Origin of the sequence: Nocardioides koreensis, assembly GCF_039531775.1 — a bacterium.
In the GTDB taxonomy this organism is placed as follows: Bacteria; Actinomycetota; Actinomycetes; order Propionibacteriales; family Nocardioidaceae; genus Nocardioides; species Nocardioides koreensis.
Genome location: NZ_BAAAQR010000011.1, coordinates 1 through 16,265 on the forward strand (window position 1 = coordinate 1; position 16,265 = coordinate 16,265).

18 protein-coding genes are annotated in these 16,265 nt (G+C 72.1%); 8 read left to right on the forward strand and 10 right to left on the reverse strand.

Annotated elements, in window-relative coordinates:
* Positions 1–181: hypothetical protein (locus tag ABD268_RS16370; protein ID WP_344154543.1), on the reverse strand; the 181-nt coding region annotated here is incomplete at its 3' end.
* A 105-nt stretch (positions 182–286) separates the two neighbouring features.
* Between ABD268_RS16370 and ABD268_RS16375 the strand changes: the two genes are divergently transcribed.
* Together ABD268_RS16375 and ABD268_RS16380 are read left to right on the forward strand one after the other, a co-directional pair.
* On the forward strand, positions 287–1,264 hold the full coding sequence (locus ABD268_RS16375; protein ID WP_344154546.1) for a GNAT family N-acetyltransferase: 978 nt from the start codon (positions 287–289) through the stop codon (positions 1,262–1,264).
* A gap of 167 nt (positions 1,265–1,431) precedes the next feature.
* A complete protein-coding gene (locus ABD268_RS16380; RefSeq protein ID WP_344154549.1) occupies positions 1,432–1,797 on the forward strand; it encodes a YciI family protein in 366 nt (121 codons plus the stop codon).
* Positions 1,798–1,874: 77 nt separating this feature from the next.
* Here the strand turns inward: ABD268_RS16380 and ABD268_RS16385 are convergent, their stop codons facing one another.
* A complete protein-coding gene (locus tag ABD268_RS16385) occupies positions 1,875–2,573 on the reverse strand; it encodes an alpha/beta fold hydrolase (protein ID WP_344154552.1) in 699 nt (232 codons plus the stop codon).
* Positions 2,574–2,711: 138 nt separating this feature from the next.
* On the opposite strand from ABD268_RS16385, the gene ABD268_RS16390 reads away from it, so the two are divergent.
* The 3 genes from ABD268_RS16390 to ABD268_RS16400 all read left to right on the forward strand — a co-directional run bounded on the left by ABD268_RS16390 (position 2,712) and on the right by ABD268_RS16400 (position 4,584).
* Positions 2,712–3,599: a GNAT family N-acetyltransferase gene (locus tag ABD268_RS16390; RefSeq protein ID WP_344154555.1), complete on the forward strand. Its 888-nt coding sequence runs from the start codon at positions 2,712–2,714 to the stop codon at positions 3,597–3,599.
* A 129-nt stretch (positions 3,600–3,728) separates the two neighbouring features.
* Positions 3,729–4,139, forward strand: a complete 411-nt coding sequence (locus ABD268_RS16395; RefSeq protein ID WP_344154558.1) for a hypothetical protein — start codon at positions 3,729–3,731, stop codon at positions 4,137–4,139.
* A gap of 178 nt (positions 4,140–4,317) precedes the next feature.
* A complete protein-coding gene (locus ABD268_RS16400; RefSeq protein ID WP_344154561.1) occupies positions 4,318–4,584 on the forward strand; it encodes a hypothetical protein in 267 nt (88 codons plus the stop codon).
* Here ABD268_RS16400 and ABD268_RS16405 read toward each other — a convergent pair.
* The 4 genes from ABD268_RS16405 to ABD268_RS16420 are packed head-to-tail and all read right to left on the reverse strand — an operon-like array spanning position 4,535 to position 8,065.
* Positions 4,535–5,617, reverse strand: coding sequence for an NAD(P)H-dependent flavin oxidoreductase (locus tag ABD268_RS16405; protein WP_344154564.1), 1,083 nt, complete (start codon positions 5,615–5,617; stop codon positions 4,535–4,537). The two genes, ABD268_RS16400 and ABD268_RS16405, sit on opposite strands and share 50 nt — an antisense overlap.
* The gene (locus ABD268_RS16410) at positions 5,614–6,417 is read right to left on the reverse strand and encodes a CoA-transferase subunit beta (RefSeq protein WP_344154567.1); all 804 of its coding nucleotides are present in this window, start codon (positions 6,415–6,417) and stop codon (positions 5,614–5,616) included. Before ABD268_RS16410 ends, ABD268_RS16405 begins: the two co-directional genes overlap by 4 nt.
* A complete protein-coding gene (locus tag ABD268_RS16415) occupies positions 6,417–7,292 on the reverse strand; it encodes a CoA transferase subunit A (RefSeq protein ID WP_344154570.1) in 876 nt (291 codons plus the stop codon). Before ABD268_RS16415 ends, ABD268_RS16410 begins: the two co-directional genes overlap by 1 nt.
* Positions 7,289–8,065 (reverse strand): enoyl-CoA hydratase family protein, encoded by a 777-nt coding sequence (locus tag ABD268_RS16420; RefSeq protein WP_344154573.1) that lies wholly within the window; start codon positions 8,063–8,065, stop codon positions 7,289–7,291. Before ABD268_RS16420 ends, ABD268_RS16415 begins: the two co-directional genes overlap by 4 nt.
* A 153-nt stretch (positions 8,066–8,218) precedes the next feature.
* Here ABD268_RS16420 and ABD268_RS16425 point away from each other — a divergent pair, with 153 nt between their 5' ends.
* Genes ABD268_RS16425 through ABD268_RS16435 form a run of 3 tightly spaced genes read left to right on the forward strand, consistent with a single transcriptional unit; the run spans position 8,219 to position 10,206 of the window.
* Positions 8,219–8,983, forward strand: a complete 765-nt coding sequence (locus ABD268_RS16425; protein ID WP_344154576.1) for an SDR family oxidoreductase — start codon at positions 8,219–8,221, stop codon at positions 8,981–8,983.
* Complete coding sequence (locus ABD268_RS16430) at positions 8,980–9,897, forward strand: SDR family oxidoreductase (RefSeq protein WP_344154579.1); 918 nt, start codon at positions 8,980–8,982, stop codon at positions 9,895–9,897. The genes ABD268_RS16425 and ABD268_RS16430 overlap by 4 nt, the downstream gene beginning before the upstream one ends.
* A 21-nt stretch (positions 9,898–9,918) precedes the next feature.
* On the forward strand, positions 9,919–10,206 hold the full coding sequence (locus tag ABD268_RS16435) for a DUF1905 domain-containing protein (protein WP_344154582.1): 288 nt from the start codon (positions 9,919–9,921) through the stop codon (positions 10,204–10,206).
* Positions 10,207–10,218: 12 nt separating this feature from the next.
* Here ABD268_RS16435 and ABD268_RS16440 read toward each other — a convergent pair whose 3' ends face one another.
* From ABD268_RS16440 to ABD268_RS16455, 4 genes are all read right to left on the reverse strand, one after another.
* Entirely contained in the window at positions 10,219–10,821 is a 603-nt protein-coding gene (locus ABD268_RS16440) for a DivIVA domain-containing protein (RefSeq protein WP_344154585.1), read from the reverse strand.
* 46 nt (positions 10,822–10,867) lie between these two features.
* Entirely contained in the window at positions 10,868–11,977 is a 1,110-nt protein-coding gene (locus tag ABD268_RS16445) for a DNA glycosylase AlkZ-like family protein (RefSeq protein WP_344154588.1), read from the reverse strand.
* Positions 11,974–14,922: a M36 family metallopeptidase gene (locus tag ABD268_RS16450; protein WP_344154591.1), complete on the reverse strand. Its 2,949-nt coding sequence runs from the start codon at positions 14,920–14,922 to the stop codon at positions 11,974–11,976. Before ABD268_RS16450 ends, ABD268_RS16445 begins: the two co-directional genes overlap by 4 nt.
* 102 nt (positions 14,923–15,024) lie before the next feature.
* Positions 15,025–16,191, reverse strand: a complete 1,167-nt coding sequence (locus ABD268_RS16455) for a steroid 3-ketoacyl-CoA thiolase (RefSeq protein ID WP_344154594.1) — start codon at positions 16,189–16,191, stop codon at positions 15,025–15,027.
* Positions 16,192–16,265 lie beyond the last annotated feature (74 nt).

The window sequence follows — 16,265 nt, forward strand, 5'->3', positions numbered from 1 at the left end:
GCTGATCGGTGAGCCGGGCCTGGGCGGCCGCGGCGGCGGACTTGACCCGCTCCAGGGCCTCGAGGTGCTCGAGGCAGGCGGCGTCGTCGGTGGGGGTCTGCAGGTCGGCGAACATGTCGACCAGGCCCGCGAGCGCGTGCTGCTGGAGGTCAGCAACGGGAGCGTCCGGCAAGTCGATCATGTGTTCGAGTATAGTCGGCAGCGCGTGGCGCCACAAGGGCCGGTTCCGTGCAAATAACCGGTGGCGTGCCCGGCCGGGTCGGCGGATCCTCGAAGGATGGAGATCGTGGAGTTCGCTCCCGACGACGACGCGGCGGTCCGCGACTACGTGACGGTCGCGAACGCCGCGCGCGCGGTCGACTCACCGTTCGAGCACCCGATGACCGAGCGGGAGGCCGCGGGCATCCTCCGCTACGGCTGGGACCTCGATCCCGCGCTGCCGTACCTGCTCCGCGTGGACGGCGAGGCGGTGGCGCTGGGGGAGTACGACGTCAGCCGGCGCGACAACTTCCACCTGGCCTGGCTGACCGTGCAGGTGCACCCGGAGCGCCGGCGGCGTGGCCACGGCAGCGCCCTCCTCGACGCGCTGGTGGCGCGCGCCCGGGCGGAGGGACGCACCTCGGTGGGCACCGCCGGCTGGGAGTCGGAGGCGACCACGGGCTTCGCGGCTCGGCACGGGTTCGAGCTGAAGCAGGTCGAGGTGGCGCGACGGCAGGTCGTCGCGGAGGTGGACTGGCCGCGGCTCGACAAGCTGTACGACGAGGCGTTGCCGCTCGCCGCGGCGTACGAGCTCGTGCGCCGCGCCGGCATGACGCCCGAGCAGGACCTCGAGGCCGTCGCGACGATGGTCGCCGCCATCAACGACGCTCCGACCGGTGGCCTCGACATCGAGGACGAGGTGTTCACGCCGCAGCGCGTGCGGGACTACCACGAGGCGCAGCGCGGGTGTGGCCACCGCGTGCGCTTCGTCTACGCGCGGCACCGTGCCACCGGAGAGCTGGCCGGCCAGACGACGGTGGCGGTGGACGGGGAACGCCCACACCTCGCCGAGCAGCACGACACCTCGGTGGTCCGGGCACACCGCGGACACCGGCTGGGCCTGCTGATGAAGATCGAGATGCTGCGCTGGTTGCGCGAGGACGAGCCGCAGCTCGAGTCGATCGACACCTGGAACGCGGAGGAGAACGCCTTCATGATCGACGTCAACGAGGCGCTGGGCCTCCGGGTCCTCGGTCGGGGGCTGGCCTTCCAGCGCTCGATCTGACTGGGTGTGTCCCGGTTCGCCGAGTGGATGAGTCTTGGATGCCGCACGCGCTGGTATGCCAGTGAGCGAGCGTTGGTGCTGTCGCCGGCTGGTGGGTTGGCGCCGAAGTAGGGTGCGGGATCCAGACGTCGTCCACTTCGAAGCATCAAGCGCCGGGAGGCGAGTTCATGGCTCTGTTTGCCGTTCTCATCTATGCCAGCGACTCCGCTCATGAGCCTGGCGAGAGCGCAGAGACCTCCGAGGACATCGCGACGTGCGACGCCCACGCCGAGGAGATGTCGTCGTCAGCCGCCATGACCGCAGCCTGGGCGTTCACGCCGCGATCCATGGCCAGGAGCGTCAGGGAGAGCGGGGTGACCGAGGGCCCGTTCATCGACGGGGCTGACGTCGTCGCAGGCGTCTACCTCCTTGAGGCTCCGGATCTGGAGTCGGCGATCGCGTCGGCCGCGAGCAACCCCGTGGTGCACCAAGGGGGCGGCGTCGAGATCCGACCGGTGCACAGCGGGGGCCTCGTCGCGTCCGACCAGGGCTGACCTGCCCACGGACGCGGTCTTGCCGAAAGTCGGGGGGCTTATCTGCACACCTCTGCGCCCATGGTGAGGTGGGCCTGTCAGAGGCCAGCGCAGGCGCGCTTCACCGTCTTGATCCAGATGTCGGGGGCCGTCCACCAGAAGTCGTGCGGAACGTCCGGCACGATCGAGAACCTGCCGTGACGCACCAGGGTGGCAAGCTGTCGAAGGGGCCAGGACGGGCGAATGTCGTCACCGGCGGCGATGAAGTGCATCGGCACCACACAGTCAGCAAGACCTCGCCACAGGTCGGGTCGGTGGATCCAATCGGTGAAGGACTGGCTCAAGGACGACCACACCTCTTCGGACATGTCGATCTCGACAACCGGCTCCGTCGCCTGGCCCGCTTCGTAGATCTCGGACCAGGTGCGGTCCCGCTGGGCACCCCTGCCTGCGATGCCCACCACACCCTTGACGACATCTGGATGCTCAACGGCGTAGCGAACCGCCAGGTCGCTGCCCCACGAGTGACCGAGTACGACCCATGCGACCACACCCATGGCTCGACGTATCGCTTCGAGATCGGCGATTGCTCGCTCCATGTCGTGGCGACCGCCGCCTGATCGGCCGACACCGCGTGGTTCCGGATACCAGGAACGGTGACCAGGAACGGCGATCTCATCGCTTTCCAGGTACTGCACGCATCCTGGCCCGCCGGTCAGCACCAGGATGTCCGGCCCGTCGCCCGTCACGCCGACATGTAACGCGGTGCCTTCTACATCCACGAAGCGTGATTCCACGCCCGGACGCTAACAGCGGTTCGGTTCCGCCCGGATCTGTAGCCGCGAAGAGGGCGTATCGCGAGCGGATGCCTGGTGGCGTCACGCGTTGCGCGGCCCGGTGCGTCGCTGTCAGCCGAGATCCGTCAGGATGCACGGATGGAGATCTCCGAGGCTCGTCTTCCGGTCGACGCCGACGAGATCGTCGAGTTCGTGGTGAAGCGGACCCCGGGACAGGATCGCGCGGTCCTCCGCGCGGATCTTGATCTGAACAGTGCACGCAGTCTGCGGGTCCTGGTGGCGCGTGAGGCCGACGGTGCGATGGCTGGGGTTGCTCTCGCACGAGCCTCAGCGAACCTGCCGGCGGGTGCGCTGTTCGTCATGGTGGTCACGCGGGCCGACTGCGGCGGGCGAGGTCTCGGCTCGCGCTTGTTCGCGGCGGTGCTGGCGGAGCCGGCCGACGACGTGACTCGTCTGGTGGGGTGCGTTCTCGACGGAGACCAGGTCTCCATGGACGTGGCGCTCCGGTGGGGCTTCGAGCGCAGGCAGACGTCGATCACCAGCGCGTGCGTCCTCGACGGCGCGGTGTCCGTCGAGCCGCCCCGCGGTGTGACCGTCGAGGTGTGCGACGACCTGACCTTCGACGACGAGGAGGGCGTCGAGGCGATGCTTCGAGCCAGCCAGACGAACCCCGAGGCCGATCTCGGGCTGGTCCTCACGTTGTCGGGCCTGCGTCGGACCCCGGCGCCCGGACAGCGGCCCGTGGCAGTGCTCACCCGAGTCGAGGGGCGACCTGCCGCGATCGCGTTCGCCGTGGCCGACGGCGACCAGATGCACCTGATGTACACCGGAGTCGATCCGAACCTGCGGGGTCGAGCCCTGGGCCGCTGCACCAAAGCACTCATGCATGCCCACGCGCACGGCCTGGGCATCCGGATGGCACTCACCGAGAACGACGAGAGCAACGCGGGCATCCGCCACGTCAATGACCAGCTCGGCTACACGCCACACAGCGCGTGGCACTGGATGATGCGGCCGCTTCAATGACCTCGCTGGGCGGGCCCTGGAGGACTCGGCGCTGAGCGGCAGCGGCGGCACGGGTCCAAGCGCTGCGCCGCAGAACACCCGTACGGCAGTATCTGCTTGCCACACCTGACGCATGACCACGGGGGAATCGTGACGTTCCAGCAACCGCCGGGCCCATCGACGCGACCGCTTCTGGCACCACACGCGAGGACTCTTGTTCTCGTCACGCTCGCGGCTCTGGTGGTCGGCGGGATCGCCGGTTACGTGCTTGGGCAACGGCACCCCGTGATGCACGCGACCCAGGTTCGATGCCTCTCGGCCGAGGGCGCCATCTCGTGCCTGACAGCAGATGACAGCGGCGACGTCGACCGAAACGATGACTGGACCTACGGCGTCCCGTCGGACGTCGCCTGGACAAGCGGCGGCACCTTCCACGACGGGCGCTGGCCTGAGTGCCTGCCGCCGACCGGCCGCGGTCTTTCAGACGTCGTCCGGCTTACCTGGGTCGAGGTCGCGGCCGGAGAAACGGGCTGGCGCGACGTCGTCGCGGTCGCGTGCTGAGTTGACGCGAGGGACCACCTCGCAAGCGCTGGGAGGTAGAGCGCCCGGCTCGTACGACGTGCCACTGTCGGCCATGCCATGGTCGAGGGACTCGCGGTAGCACCGCGGGGGCCGGAGGCGCAGACTGGAGGAGGCGACCCGACCTCCGTTGACGGGGCCGCCGGATCAGAGGCGAGTCATGGGTGGTCGTGAGAAGCTGCGCGAGCTGCACGACGCCTACGTGTGGGAGCTGAACGCGGCTGTCGGCGCGGGTCGCCTCGACCTGGTCCGGGAGCTCGCGGACCAGTACTTCGACGAAGCCCTGGAGCTCATCACCGGTGGTGAGCAGGCGACGTGTGGCAGGACGGACTGTGCCGTGTGCGCCGGGTCCCGCCCGGCGGGCACCACGTCGCGGTTCAGACGACGTACGACGTGGCGCGGCGCAGCTCGTCGGCGGCCCGGGTGACGACCCGGTCGATCAGCTCCTCGCAGCTGGGCAGGTCGTCGATCACGCCGACGACCTGCCCAGCTGCGAGCACGCCCGCCGAGGTGTCGCCCTCGACGAGCCCGGCCCGGAGCATGGTCGGGGTGTTGGCCGCGAGGGTCATCTGCGCCAGGGAGCGGCCCTGGGTGCGACGCATCTCCCGGCCGTCGCGGGCGAGCTCGCGCCAGCTCAGGCCGCTGGACCGCTTGAGCTCGAGGGTGCGCCGCGCGGTCGGGACGAGCCGGCGCACCGCGCTGGTCTCCTCGATCTCCTCCACCAGCGGGGTGCGCAGCATCCGGTGCGGCATGCCGTCGACCTTGGCGGTGACCACCGTGCCGGTGAGGCCGTGGGCGAGGTAGAGGTCCTTCACCGCCTGCGGGACGGGCGAGTCCCGGGTGAGCAGGAAGCGGGTGCCCATGCCGACGCCCGCGGCGCCGTACGACAGCGCGGCGGCCAGCCCGCGACCGTCGAAGAACCCACCGGCTGCGACGACCGGGATCTCGCTCTGTGCATTCCTGAGGGCGTCGAGCACCGTCGGCAGCAGCAGCGTGGTCGGGACCGGCCCGGTGTGCCCGCCACCCTCGCCGCCCTGGACCATCACCGCGTCGGCGCCCCAGGCGGCGACCTTCTCCGCGTGCCGGGCGGCACCGACCGACGGCATCACCACGATCCCGTGGTCCTTGAGCCTGCGCACCAGGTCCCGCTTCGGCGCCAGCGCGAACGACGCCACCCTGACCTCGTGCCTGACGAGCAGGTCGCAACGGTCGTCGGCGTCGCCGGCGTCGGCGCGGAGGTTGACCCCGAACGGCTGGTCGGTGCGGCCCTTGACCTCGAGGATGGCCCGCTCCAGCTCCGCGAGGCTCATCGTGGCGCTGGCGAGGATGCCGAGGCCGCCGGCGTTCGCCGTACCGCTGACCAGGCCGGGGCCGGACACCCAGCCCATCCCGGTCTGCACGACGGGGTGGCGGACGCCGACCAGGTCGGTGAACGGGGTCCTCAGCAGCTGCTCGATCACCGGGCCGTCTCCTTCGGGGGGACTTCCCGGTCGCGCAGGCCCTGGGGGTCGAGGACCTCCCGGATGAGGACGAGCTCCTCCGTCGTGGGCTCGCGGGTGGTGGGCACGCCGGGCCCCTCGGGGGCGGCCAGGTGGATCTCGCAGCCCGAGGCGTCCCGCACCTCCTGCACGGTCACGCCGGGGTGCACGGAGAGCAACCGGAGCGTCTCGTCGGGCCCGCCCACGTCGAAGACCCCGAGGTTGCTGACGATCCGGTGGATGTCGTTGAACCGGGCGGCGGCCGGGCCGGCCTCCTGCGCCCGCTTCGGACCGACCCCGGAGACGACGTCGACCCGCTCGACGAAGACCCGGGGGGAGTGCCGCGGCACCCAGTACGACGTCCGGTTGTTCACGGTGTTTCCCGGGGCGCCGCGGGAGCCGAGCAGCTGCCGCTGCGGGCGGTCGAAGTCGCCGATGGCCGAGATGTTCTGGTTGCCGTGCCGGTCGACCTGGGTGGCCCCCATCATCACGTGCCGCTTCCCCCAGGCGACCACGTCGAAGACCCGCCGGAACGGGATCCAGCCCTCGACCACGTCACCCTTCGCGAACAACGGCGGCACGCCGGCCAGGAAGAGCGACTCGCCGTCGGAGATCACCAAGTCGGGGTTGCTGGTCAGCTTCGCCAGCCGGACACCGAGCATCGGCAGCAGGCCCATCGGGCTGGCGAAGATCTCGCCGTCGTCCTTGAACGCGTCGGCGATCGCCGCCGCACAGACCTCCGCCCGGGTCGCGGTTTCGGTGGTCGAGACCGTCGAGCGCATCACGACTCCTCCCCGAACGCACGCACGGCCGTCTGGTAGGCCGCCTCGTCCCCCTCGAGGAAGCGCGCGTGGAAGGCGTCCCACGCCTCGTCGCTGCCGGATGCCGCGGCGGCGTACGCCTTCTGGAAGGCCTCGTCGCGCTCGTAGTCGGGCGTGCAGGTGGTGAAGTGCGCGCCGTTCGGCGTCTCGACGACGCCGTCGACCATCATCCGGTTGAGCAGCAGCCGCTGGACCGGGGTGTCGATGGTCAGGCCCGCGGTGTCGACGACCTGCTCGCAGGAGACGAACGCCCGGTCGGCGGCCATGCAGAAGAGGTCGTCGAAGTAGGGGTCCGGACCGAGGTACGTCGCGTTGCCGTGCCGGTCGGCCCGGTTGAGGTGGACCAGGGCGATGTCGAGGTGCAGGGCGGGGACCGCGACCAGCTCCTCGCCGTCGTCGTAGGGGCTGGTGACCGTCCGCAGCCACGGGTTGTTGACCATCACGTCCGACCCGAGCCCGGCTCGCGTCGGCAGGAACGGCAGCCGCTGGGCCGCGGCCCGCAGCCCGGTTTGGAACATCCCCTCGTCGAGCTCGACGACCTCCGGGATGGTGCCGGCCTGGCGGGCCCGCTGGAAGTTGGGCTCGAGGGGGATCGAGTCGAGGGAGACGAACGCATAGACGAGCCGGCGGATCCTGCCGGCGCGGGCCAGCAGCCCAACGTCGGCGCCGCCCCAGCTGACCACGGTCAGGTCCGTCAGCTCGGACCGGAGGATCGCGCGGACCAGCGCCATCGGCTTGCGCCGCGGTCCCCAGCCGCCGATCCCCACGGTCATGCCGTCCGCGAGCTCGGCGACCACCTCGTCGACGGTCATCCGCTTGTCCCGCGGCGCGTTCACGAGGCCTCCGTCGGTCGAGCCTGTCGAGACTTCTCGGTCCCTGCGAACTCGTCCCGCAGCTCGTCGGCGACCCCTGCCAGGTTGAGCTCCATCGTGAACCCCTGCTCGAACCGGTAGCTCCTGTTCACGTCCACCGGGTCGATGCCGTTGAGCGCCTCCTTGGCGGCCCGGATGACGCGCGTGTCCTTGGCCGCGATCTCGCGCGCCACGGCCAGGGCCGCGGCGTCCAGCCGCTCGCGGGGCACGACCTCGAGGACGGACCCGTGCGGGACCAGGTCGCCGGCGGCAATGGTCCGCCCGGTGAAGTAGAGGGTGCGCATCAGGTGCGGCGGGACCAGGCGGGCCAGGTGCGTGGCGGCGCCGAGCGCGCCGCGGTCGACCTCCGGGACCCCGAAGTACGCGTCATCGCTGGCCACGACGCAGTCGGCGTTGCCGACCAGCCCGACCCCGCCGCCGAGGCAGAAGCCGTGCACCGCGGCGACCACCGGGACGGCGCACTCGTAGACCGCCTTGAACGCCGCGTAGCAGCCGCGGTTGGCGCCGATCAGGGCGTCGAAGCCGGCGGTGGTCTGCATCTCCTTGATGTCCACGCCCGCGTTGAAGCCGCGCCCCTCGGCCCGCAGCACGACGACGTGGGTGGCCCGGTCGCGGCCCGCGTCGTCGAGCGCGGCCGCCAGGTCGAACCAGCCCCGGACCGTCAGCGCGTTGACCGGCGGGTGGTCCATCGTCACGACCCGGACGCCGTCGTCGTGGAGCTCGGAGGAGATCGTCATCGGCCGCCTGTTCCCTGCGTTCGGGTTGTTCCGGTGATCGGGTTGTTCCGGTGATCGAGTTGTTCCGGTGATCGAGCTTGTCGAGATCACAAACCTAACGTTTGCTTGGTAGTCTAACAGTTGCTTGGTCCGGGCGTCGACGAAGGGATGGTCATGGCGATCTCCATCGACCTGCGCGGCCGCGTCGCGCTGATCACCGGCGGCACCCGGGGGATCGGCCTCGGCATCACGCGGGCGTTCCTCGATGCGGGTGCGGCCGTGGTCACCTGCTCGCGCAGCGACGTCGAGCCCGTCGCCGGCACCACCCACCACGTGTGCGACGTCCGCGACCCCGAGGCGGTGGCCGCCCTCGTCGAGGCGGTGCGCGACACCCACGGCCGGCTCGACGTCCTGGTCAACAACGCCGGGGGGGCGCCGTACGCGCCGGCCGCCGACGCCTCGCCGCGCTTCCACGACCGGGTCGTGGCGCTGAACCTGCTGGCCCCGCTGGCGCTGGCCCAGGCGGCGAACCGGGTGATGCAGGCGCAGGAGACCGGCGGCGTCATCGTCAACATCTCCTCGGTCTCGGCGCTGCGCCCCTCGCCGGGGACCGCGGCGTACGGCGCGGCGAAGGCCGGCCTCGACTCGCTCACCCGGTCGCTCGCGATCGAGTGGGCGCCGAAGGTGCGGATGAACGCGATCGACGTGGGCCTGTGCCGCACCGGGGACACCGAGGACCACTACGGCCGCGACGCCGAGGTGGCCGCGATCGAACGCACCATCCCGCTGGGCCGGATGGCCGACCCGGCGGAGATCGGGAACGTCGCGGTGTTCCTCGCCAGCGACCTCGCGTCCTACGTCTCGGGCGCCCGCCTCGAGTGTCACGGTGGCGGCGAGCCGCCGGCCTTCCGGTCCGCACTGACCCAGGAGCAGCAGTGAGCACACTTCTCGACGGCCGCGTCGCGATCGTCACCGGCGCCGGCCGGGGGATCGGCCGGGCCCACGCCCTCGAGCTGGCCTCGCACGGCGCCGCGGTCGTCGTGAACGACTTCGGCGTCTCGCTGGCCGGCGAGGGCACCGGGGAGTCCCCGGCCGACGAGGTCGTGGCGGAGATCCGGGAGGCCGGGGGGCGCGCCGTCGCCAACGGCGCCGACGTGGCGGACTTCGACCAGGCGGCGGCGATGGTGCGGCAGGCGGTCGAGGAGCTCGGCGGGCTCGACATCCTCGTCAACAACGCGGGCTTCGTGCGCGACCGGATGCTGGTCAACACCTCCGAGGAGGAGTGGGACGCGGTGGTCCGGGTGCACCTCAAGGGGCACTTCGCCCCGCTGCGGCACGCCGGTGCCTACTGGCGCTCGGAGGCCAAGCAGGGCCGTCCCCGCGCCGCCCGCGTGGTCAACACCTCGTCCGGCGCCGGGCTGCAGGGCTCGGTGGGGCAGTCGACGTACTCCGTCGCCAAGGCCGGCATCGCCGGCCTGACGCTGGTCGCCGCGCAGGAGCTCGGCAGGTACGGCGTCACCGTCAACGCGATCGCGCCCGTGGCCCGGACCCGGATGACCGAGGGCGCGTTCCCCGAGATGATGGCCGCCCCCGACGAGCAGGGAGGGGCGGGGTTCGACGCCATGGATCCCGCCAACAACGCGCCGGTCGTGGCCTGGCTGTGCTCCGAGGAGGCCGCCGACGTCACCGGTCGGGTGATCGAGATCGAGGGCGGGAGGATCACCCTGGAGACCGGCTGGCGGCACGGTCCCGCCGTGGACGGCGGCGCCCGCTGGGAGGCCGCCGACGTCGGCCCGGCCCTGCGCCGGCTGATCGCCGAGGGCCCGGTCCCGGAACCGGTGTACGGCGCGTAGCCCCGCTCCTATCGTGTGGGCATGGATCTGGAGTTCAGCGGCGAGATGTGGTTCTGGAAGGGTCCCTCGCCGTGGCACTTCGTCACCGTGCCGGAGGAGGACTGCCTCGACCTCGAGGCGACGTCCGCGCTGGTGAGCTACGGCTGGGGGATGATCCCCGTCGCCGCCCGGATCGGCGCCACCGGCTGGGCGACGTCGCTGTGGCCCAAGGACGGGCGGTACGTCGTGCCGGTCAAGGCCTGGGTGCGGAAGGCCGAGGGGCTCGAGGTCGGCGACACGGTGACGGTTCGCCTCACCGTCGAGGTCTGAGCCCCCGGGGCCTCACCGGCGCCGGGCCCCGCGTACGACGTAGGCGACGATCCGGCCCACGCCGACGGCGAGCGAGGCCACCTGCAGGGCGACGACGACCAGTCCGGCGACGCATGTGCCGCCGATCAGGCCGAACACCAGGGCGGTCCGGGTCGAGGGGTCGCCCGGCCACAGCCCGACCAGCAGGCCGACCAGCAGGCCGGCCCCCATCCCCAGGCCGGCGATGCGACCGCTGACGGTGCTGTCCTGCCAGGCGAGCCGCAGACGCGCGCCGGCCGTGGGGGCGCCGTCGCCCGGCTCGGCGGCGAGCGCTGGCGAAGGCTGTGGCTGGTCCTTCACGCGTTCCGCCAGGTGCTGCTCGAGCTCGTCGAGGTAGGCGTCCACCTCGGCCATGTCGTAGCCCTCGCGAAGTCGGACCGGGGCGAACTGCACGGCCCGCACGTCCTCGGGGCGGATCACCGGCGTCGGGGCGTCCAGGGACTGGGCCGCCCGCAGGATGAAGGCGTCCACCTGCTCCCTCGCGTAGCCCTCACGGAACATGACCGTGGTGAACGAGGGGTGGGTGAGCCGGTCCGGGGCGGGTGCGGCGAAGTGGTCGCCGGCCGTGGAGTTCATCGTCAGCCAGTGTCCCGCATCCGGGCGCCGGCGCCAACGCGCCACCTCAGGTTTCGGGCAGCGTCAGGTCCAGCGCGAGCCACTGCGCCAGGTCCTCGATCTCGCGCCGCACCTCGGCGGCCGTCTCGGCGGTGAACGGCTCGTCCTCGTGGACCGCGTCGACGAACAGCACCCCGGCCTTGCGGTCGGCGGTCGCGTCGAGCTTCCCGACCAGCCGGTCGCCGTAGAGGATCGGCAGCGCGAAGTACCCCCAGCGGCGCTTGGCCACGGGCTTGTACATCTCGAGCTGGTAGTCGAACTCGAACAGGTCGACCATCCGCTTGCGGTCGTAGACCAGCCGGTCCAGCGGCGACAGCAGCGCCGCCCGCCCGGCGAAGGGCCTGTCCAGCTGGTCGGGGTCCACCCGCCACGTCCCGCGCACCCCCTCGATCGTCGCGGCCTCGCCGACCTCGCCCACGTCGTTGGGCTCCGCGGACGGGGACTCGGTCGTGTGTGCCCGGGCGATGTCGAGCGCACGCAGCCGCAGCTCCGCGCGCTGCCGGGCCGCCTCGTCGGCCGGCACGGCCGGGACGTCGGGGTAGACCCGCTCGGCCAGGTCCCACAGCCGGTCCCGCCCCTCCCGGCCGGACACGGCCACCTCGCCGCGCTGCACCATCATGTCGAGCATCCGGCCGACGTTCTTGTTGTTGTTCCAGCCGCTCGAGCCCCAGGTCCGCACGCACGTGTCCGGCAGCGCCTGCTGCGGCAGCGGGCCGTCCGCGCGCAGCCGCTCCAGGATGTCGCGCCGGCAGGCGTCGTTGTCCAGCAGCCAGTCGCGGCGCGCCACCTCCCACTCGCGCAGCTCGCCGGCACCGGGCCAGGTCTCCATCTCCGGGCGCAGCAGCGCGAGGTAGTCGCTGGTGCGGACCAGGCCGTGGATCTCCAGCAGCACCTGCTGGTCCAGCAGGTCGCGCAGCTCGGCCGTCGAGTACGACGAGCCGAGGCGGCTCCACAGCACCAGGTCCGCGCTCGGGGCGACGGCGGCGGTCTGGTCGTGCTGGAGCAGCGTCAGGTGCTCGACCACCTCGAGGACCCCGGCCGGCCGGGAACGGTCCAGCAGCTGAGCGCGGACGGCGATCCGGCGGGCCTCGGCGCGGGACAGCCGTTGGACGGTCATGGCGTCGCCGTGCCGTAGACCTCCAGCTCGGTGAGGTCGGTGTAGGAGCAGCCGGAGTAGGGCCCGTCCGGGCAGCTGGTGGCGAAGTCCGGGGTCTGGTTCCCGAGGATGGTGAACCGGACGTAGCGCACGCCGTTCGCGCCGGCGGTCGGGGCCAGCTCGTTGATCCGGCCGCGGTCGTCGGGCGTGAACGTGCCGGTCCGCGCGGTCGTCCACGTCGTGCCGTCGGACGCGGTCTGGATCCGGTAGTCACCCGTCGAGGCGCTGCCGCCGTCACCGCAGGTCGCCGCGGGGTCGACGCCGAAGGCGCTCACGTCCACGGTCCGGTGCAGGTCCACGACCAGGTGCTTCGGGCGGAACTGGTTGGTGGGAGTGCCCCGGTTGTCACCCGTCGTCGTGCTCCACCCCGTGGCCTGGCTGTTGTCGATCGCCTGCCGGGGTCCGCAGCCGAAGTCGCCGTAGTCGGGCCCGTTGAACTCCGTGATCCGAGCGCCGCCGCTGTAGGCGGCCCAGTCCCGGCGCACGTCGAAGTCCCGGGTCGTCCCGCCCGGGGTCACGTTGACCGAGGTGCGCTCCGGGTCGTAGCCCGCGCCGTTCACGACGAGCTTGCCGTAGTCACCGACCGGGACCGGCCCGAGCGAGTAGCGGCCGTCCGCGCCGGTGACGGCTGTCGGGTTGGCGATCCCGGCGCCACCCTGGAAGGCCAGCGTCACCGGGACGCCGGCCAGCGGCTCGTGGGTGTCGCGGTCGCGGACCACGCCGCTGACGGTGCCGGTGGCGTTGCCGGAGGGCGGGACGGTGGTGCTCGGTGCCGGGGCGGCGTCGTCGCCACCCAGGGAGCCGGCGAAGAAGCCCATGCCCCGGCCGGCGAAGACCTCCCAGATGCCGGCGTGGTGGGTTCCGTCGAACAGCGCCGTGTCGGCGACCAGGATCGCGTTGCGCATGTCGAGGAACGACGGGTTGGCCGGCGCGAGCTCCATCGCCCGGGTCACCAGCGCCTCGCTGGTCCGCGAGCCGAGCCGTGCGCGCAGCGACCACAGGCTCTGCGACCAGATCTCGCCGTCGGCGTGCACCTCGGGGGCTCCGGCGACCTGCGCGTAGTCGGCGTACGTGTAGCCGCCGGCGTGGCCGGTCGCCCCACCGCTGCAGCGGTCGGCGGCGGACCCGACCGCGCAGTCCAGTGGCTCGGTGCGGTCCAGCGCCACCCCGGCGCCGTCGTACTGGAAGAGGACCACGTCGACCGTGCCCGGCTGGTCTTCCTGCAGGCCGCGGGCGACCAGGTAGTCCATGGCGTACCAGTCGCTCCAGGCCTCGCCCATCGCGCCGGCCTGGACGCCACCGAGGGTCGAGAAGCCGCCCGGGTCGATGACGAGCCGGTTCGACAGTCCGTGGGTGTACTCGTGGTAGACGGTGTCCGCCTCGTCACCGACGTTCGTGGGCGCGAACGGGTCGCCGTCGGGGTACGACGTGCCGGGCTGGTGCTGGAGGTACATCTGCATCCGCGGTCGGATCCCGTCGGGCGGGGTGCTCATGTTGGCGTTGTCGATGTGGGCACCGTCCGGCAGCCCGTGGTCGGTGTCGGCACCGTCGTCGGTCTGGGTGTCGACGAAGTCGCCGTCCACGCCGTGCCTGGTGGCGTTGCGCTTCTGGAAGTTTCCGGCCGCCTCGGTGAAGCCGATCGGTGCCTTCAGCAGGTGGTCGTGCCAGTTGTTGACGTAGTAGAAGACCTGGGCGGTGTTCTGCTTGCGGTTGACCCGCCAGGAGTAGGGCTTGTTCGGGTTCCACGAGCAGGGGTATGGGTTGTCGCAGAAGGAAACCTGCTTCAGGTGGAACGGCTGGAGCGTGTAGCTCCAGCGGTGCCCGCGCTTCGGCGGCGCCTCCTCGCCCTTCTGGGCCTTCCCGTCGTCGTTGAGGTCGGAGTAGGCGTGTGCGTTGTTGCCGAACAGCCGGGTTGCCTTGCCGCCCAGCCAGCCGCGCCCGGTGTAGTCCACGGTGTGCGGCGTGCCGCCGGGCCGGTGGCCCGGGAAGTAGTCCACGGCCTTGCCGGTGCTGCGCTCGAGGGAGGACCGGTCCGAGGACAGTGGCCGGCGGTAGAGCAGCCGGCCGCTGGCGGAGTCGAGGACGGAGACGGCCGGGTGGTCGGCCGACATCGTGATGGTCTGCCAGCCGCGGTAGCTGCCGGTGCGCGTCACGAAGAGCACCCGCTCGGCGACGTCCCGGGGACCGGGGGCCGTGGTGGTCTCACCGAGGTCACGTCGGGCGGCGGTGATGGCGGCGTCGGGGCTCGCGATCCGCGCGGACCCGGCCGCGGCCGGGGCGGCCGCCTTGGACACCGGCGAGCCCCCGAGCATCAGCAGCCGCCCGTCCTTCGCGACGGCGGCCTGCAGGCCGTTCCCGAAGACCGTGTCGCCTCCGATGCGCTGCGTCCACGAGAGGTGGTGGATGCCTGCGATGTCGCGGTAGTCGCGACGGAGGTGGAAGGTGGAGAGGTCGCCGGTGGTCAGGCCCAGGGCGTCGTGGTGGGCGCGGACGTAGCCCATCGCCACGCCGGCGGCGGACTTGGCGCTCGGGCCGGTGAGGTAGCCGTCGAGGTTCTCGAGCACCCGGACCGTGCCGGTGCTGCCGTCGTACTCGAGCAGCGCGTCGTCGGCCAGCGAGCGCCGGAAGGTGCGGGCCACGGGGCGGCCCGACGCCTTGGTGGTGGAACGGAGCTCGGCGGCGCGGCCGCGGTCCCCGGTCGCCCGGCGCGCGTCGAAGTAGCCGCGGGGCTCGCTGGTCGCCCGGGGCGCCGCCGCCTGCTCGGGGGCCTGCGTGCCGGTGGCCGGATGCTCGGCCGCGTAGGACGTCGTGCCGGAGGCCAGTCCGCCGGCGAGGGCGAGGGCCCCCGCCGCCAGGACCACCGTCGTGCGAGTGCGGGACCTGGCGCCCGAGCCCATGCCGTTCATGCGTCTCCCTCGTCAGTCTGGACGCAGCCACTCTGGTGCGTCGGGGAGTGACCGGCAAGGGATTGCGGCGGCGAGTCCAGACGGTTTCTGCGCAGGAGGGGTCTAGCCGAGCCGCTCGATCACGGTGCCGGTGGCCATGGCGCCGCCGGCGCACATGGAGACGAGCGCGGTGGTGGCGTCGCGTCGTTCGAGCTCGTGCAGCGCCGTCGTGAGCAGCCGGGTCCCGGTCGAGCCGACCGGGTGGCCGAGTGCGATGGCCCCGCCGTTGACGTTCACCTGCTCGGGGTCGGGGTGGTGCACGGACGCCCAGGACAGCACCACCGACGCGAACGCCTCGTTGACCTCGAACAGGTCGACGTCGGAGACGGCCATGCCGGTGCGCGCGAGCAGGTGGCGGGTGGCATCGACGGGGCCGTCGAGGTGGAAGTAGGGATCGGAGCCGACCAGGCAGTGACTCACGATGCGGGCCCGCGGGGTCAGCCCGAGGGACCGTGCCCGGTCCTCGTCCATGATCAGCACCGCCGAGGCACCGTCGGAGATCTGCGAGGAGGTGCCGGCCGTGTGCAGGCCGTCGGCCAGTACCGGACGCAGCGCGGCGAGGCCTCCCGGCGTGGTGTCGCGCAGGCCCTGGTCGGTGTCCACCAGTCGCGTCTCGCCGGTGGGCTGCCCCTCCTCATCCAGGACCGGGGCCCGGAGCGCGGCGATCTCGCGCTTGAACCGGCCCTCGTCCGCCGCGACCCGCGCCTTGCGCTGGGAGCCGAGTCCGAAGGTGTCCAGGTCGGCCCGTGTCAGGCCGCGGTGCCGGGCGATCCGGTCGGCGGCCTCGAACTGGTTGGGCATGTCGAGGTGCCAGTCGTCCGGCCGCGGGTCGCCGAGGCCGCGCGGCACGTTCGCGCCGAGCGGGATCCGCGACATCGCCTCGACCCCGCAGGCGAGGCCGATGTCGATGGTGCCGGCGCGGACCAGGTCGTGCACCAGGTGCGCGGCCTGCTGGCCCGAACCGCACTGGGCGTCGATGGTGGTCGCGCCGGTGTGCTGGGGGAGGCCGGCGTGCAGCCAGCTGCGCCGGACCATGTCGTTGGACTGCTCCCCGGCCTGGGTGACGCAGCCGCCGATGACCTGCTCGACCTCGGCGGGGTCCAGCCCGGCGCGCTCGAGGACCTGGGTCATCGCGTGGCCCAGCAGCACGGCCGGGTGCACGCCGGCGAGCCAGCCGCGCCGCCGGCCCAGGGGAGTGCGGACGGCCTCGACGATCACCGGGTTGCCCATGGCAGGAAAGTAGAACACGTTCTTGTTCGCGGGCAAGGTCGACCGGCGCCGATCGGGGACCAATCTACGGACCG

Bases quoted from the DNA above. Each gene is read 5' to 3' on its own strand.
- ABD268_RS16380 (WP_344154549.1), top strand. From the start codon at position 1,432: ATGGCTCTGTTTGCCGTTCTCATCTATGCCAGCGACTCCGCTCATGAG.
- ABD268_RS16390 (WP_344154555.1), top strand. From the start codon at position 2,712: ATGGAGATCTCCGAGGCTCGTCTTCCGGTCGACGCCGACGAGATCGTC.
- ABD268_RS16400 (WP_344154561.1), top strand. From the start codon at position 4,318: ATGGGTGGTCGTGAGAAGCTGCGCGAGCTGCACGACGCCTACGTGTGG.
- ABD268_RS16410 (WP_344154567.1), bottom strand. From the start codon at position 6,417: ATGCGCTCGACGGTCTCGACCACCGAAACCGCGACCCGGGCGGAGGTC.
- ABD268_RS16420 (WP_344154573.1), bottom strand. From the start codon at position 8,065: ATGACGATCTCCTCCGAGCTCCACGACGACGGCGTCCGGGTCGTGACG.
- ABD268_RS16425 (WP_344154576.1), top strand. From the start codon at position 8,219: ATGGCGATCTCCATCGACCTGCGCGGCCGCGTCGCGCTGATCACCGGC.
- ABD268_RS16435 (WP_344154582.1), top strand. From the start codon at position 9,919: ATGGATCTGGAGTTCAGCGGCGAGATGTGGTTCTGGAAGGGTCCCTCG.
- ABD268_RS16440 (WP_344154585.1), bottom strand. From the start codon at position 10,821: ATGAACTCCACGGCCGGCGACCACTTCGCCGCACCCGCCCCGGACCGG.
- ABD268_RS16445 (WP_344154588.1), bottom strand. From the start codon at position 11,977: ATGACCGTCCAACGGCTGTCCCGCGCCGAGGCCCGCCGGATCGCCGTC.
- ABD268_RS16450 (WP_344154591.1), bottom strand. From the start codon at position 14,922: ATGAACGGCATGGGCTCGGGCGCCAGGTCCCGCACTCGCACGACGGTG.
- ABD268_RS16455 (WP_344154594.1), bottom strand. From the start codon at position 16,191: ATGGGCAACCCGGTGATCGTCGAGGCCGTCCGCACTCCCCTGGGCCGG.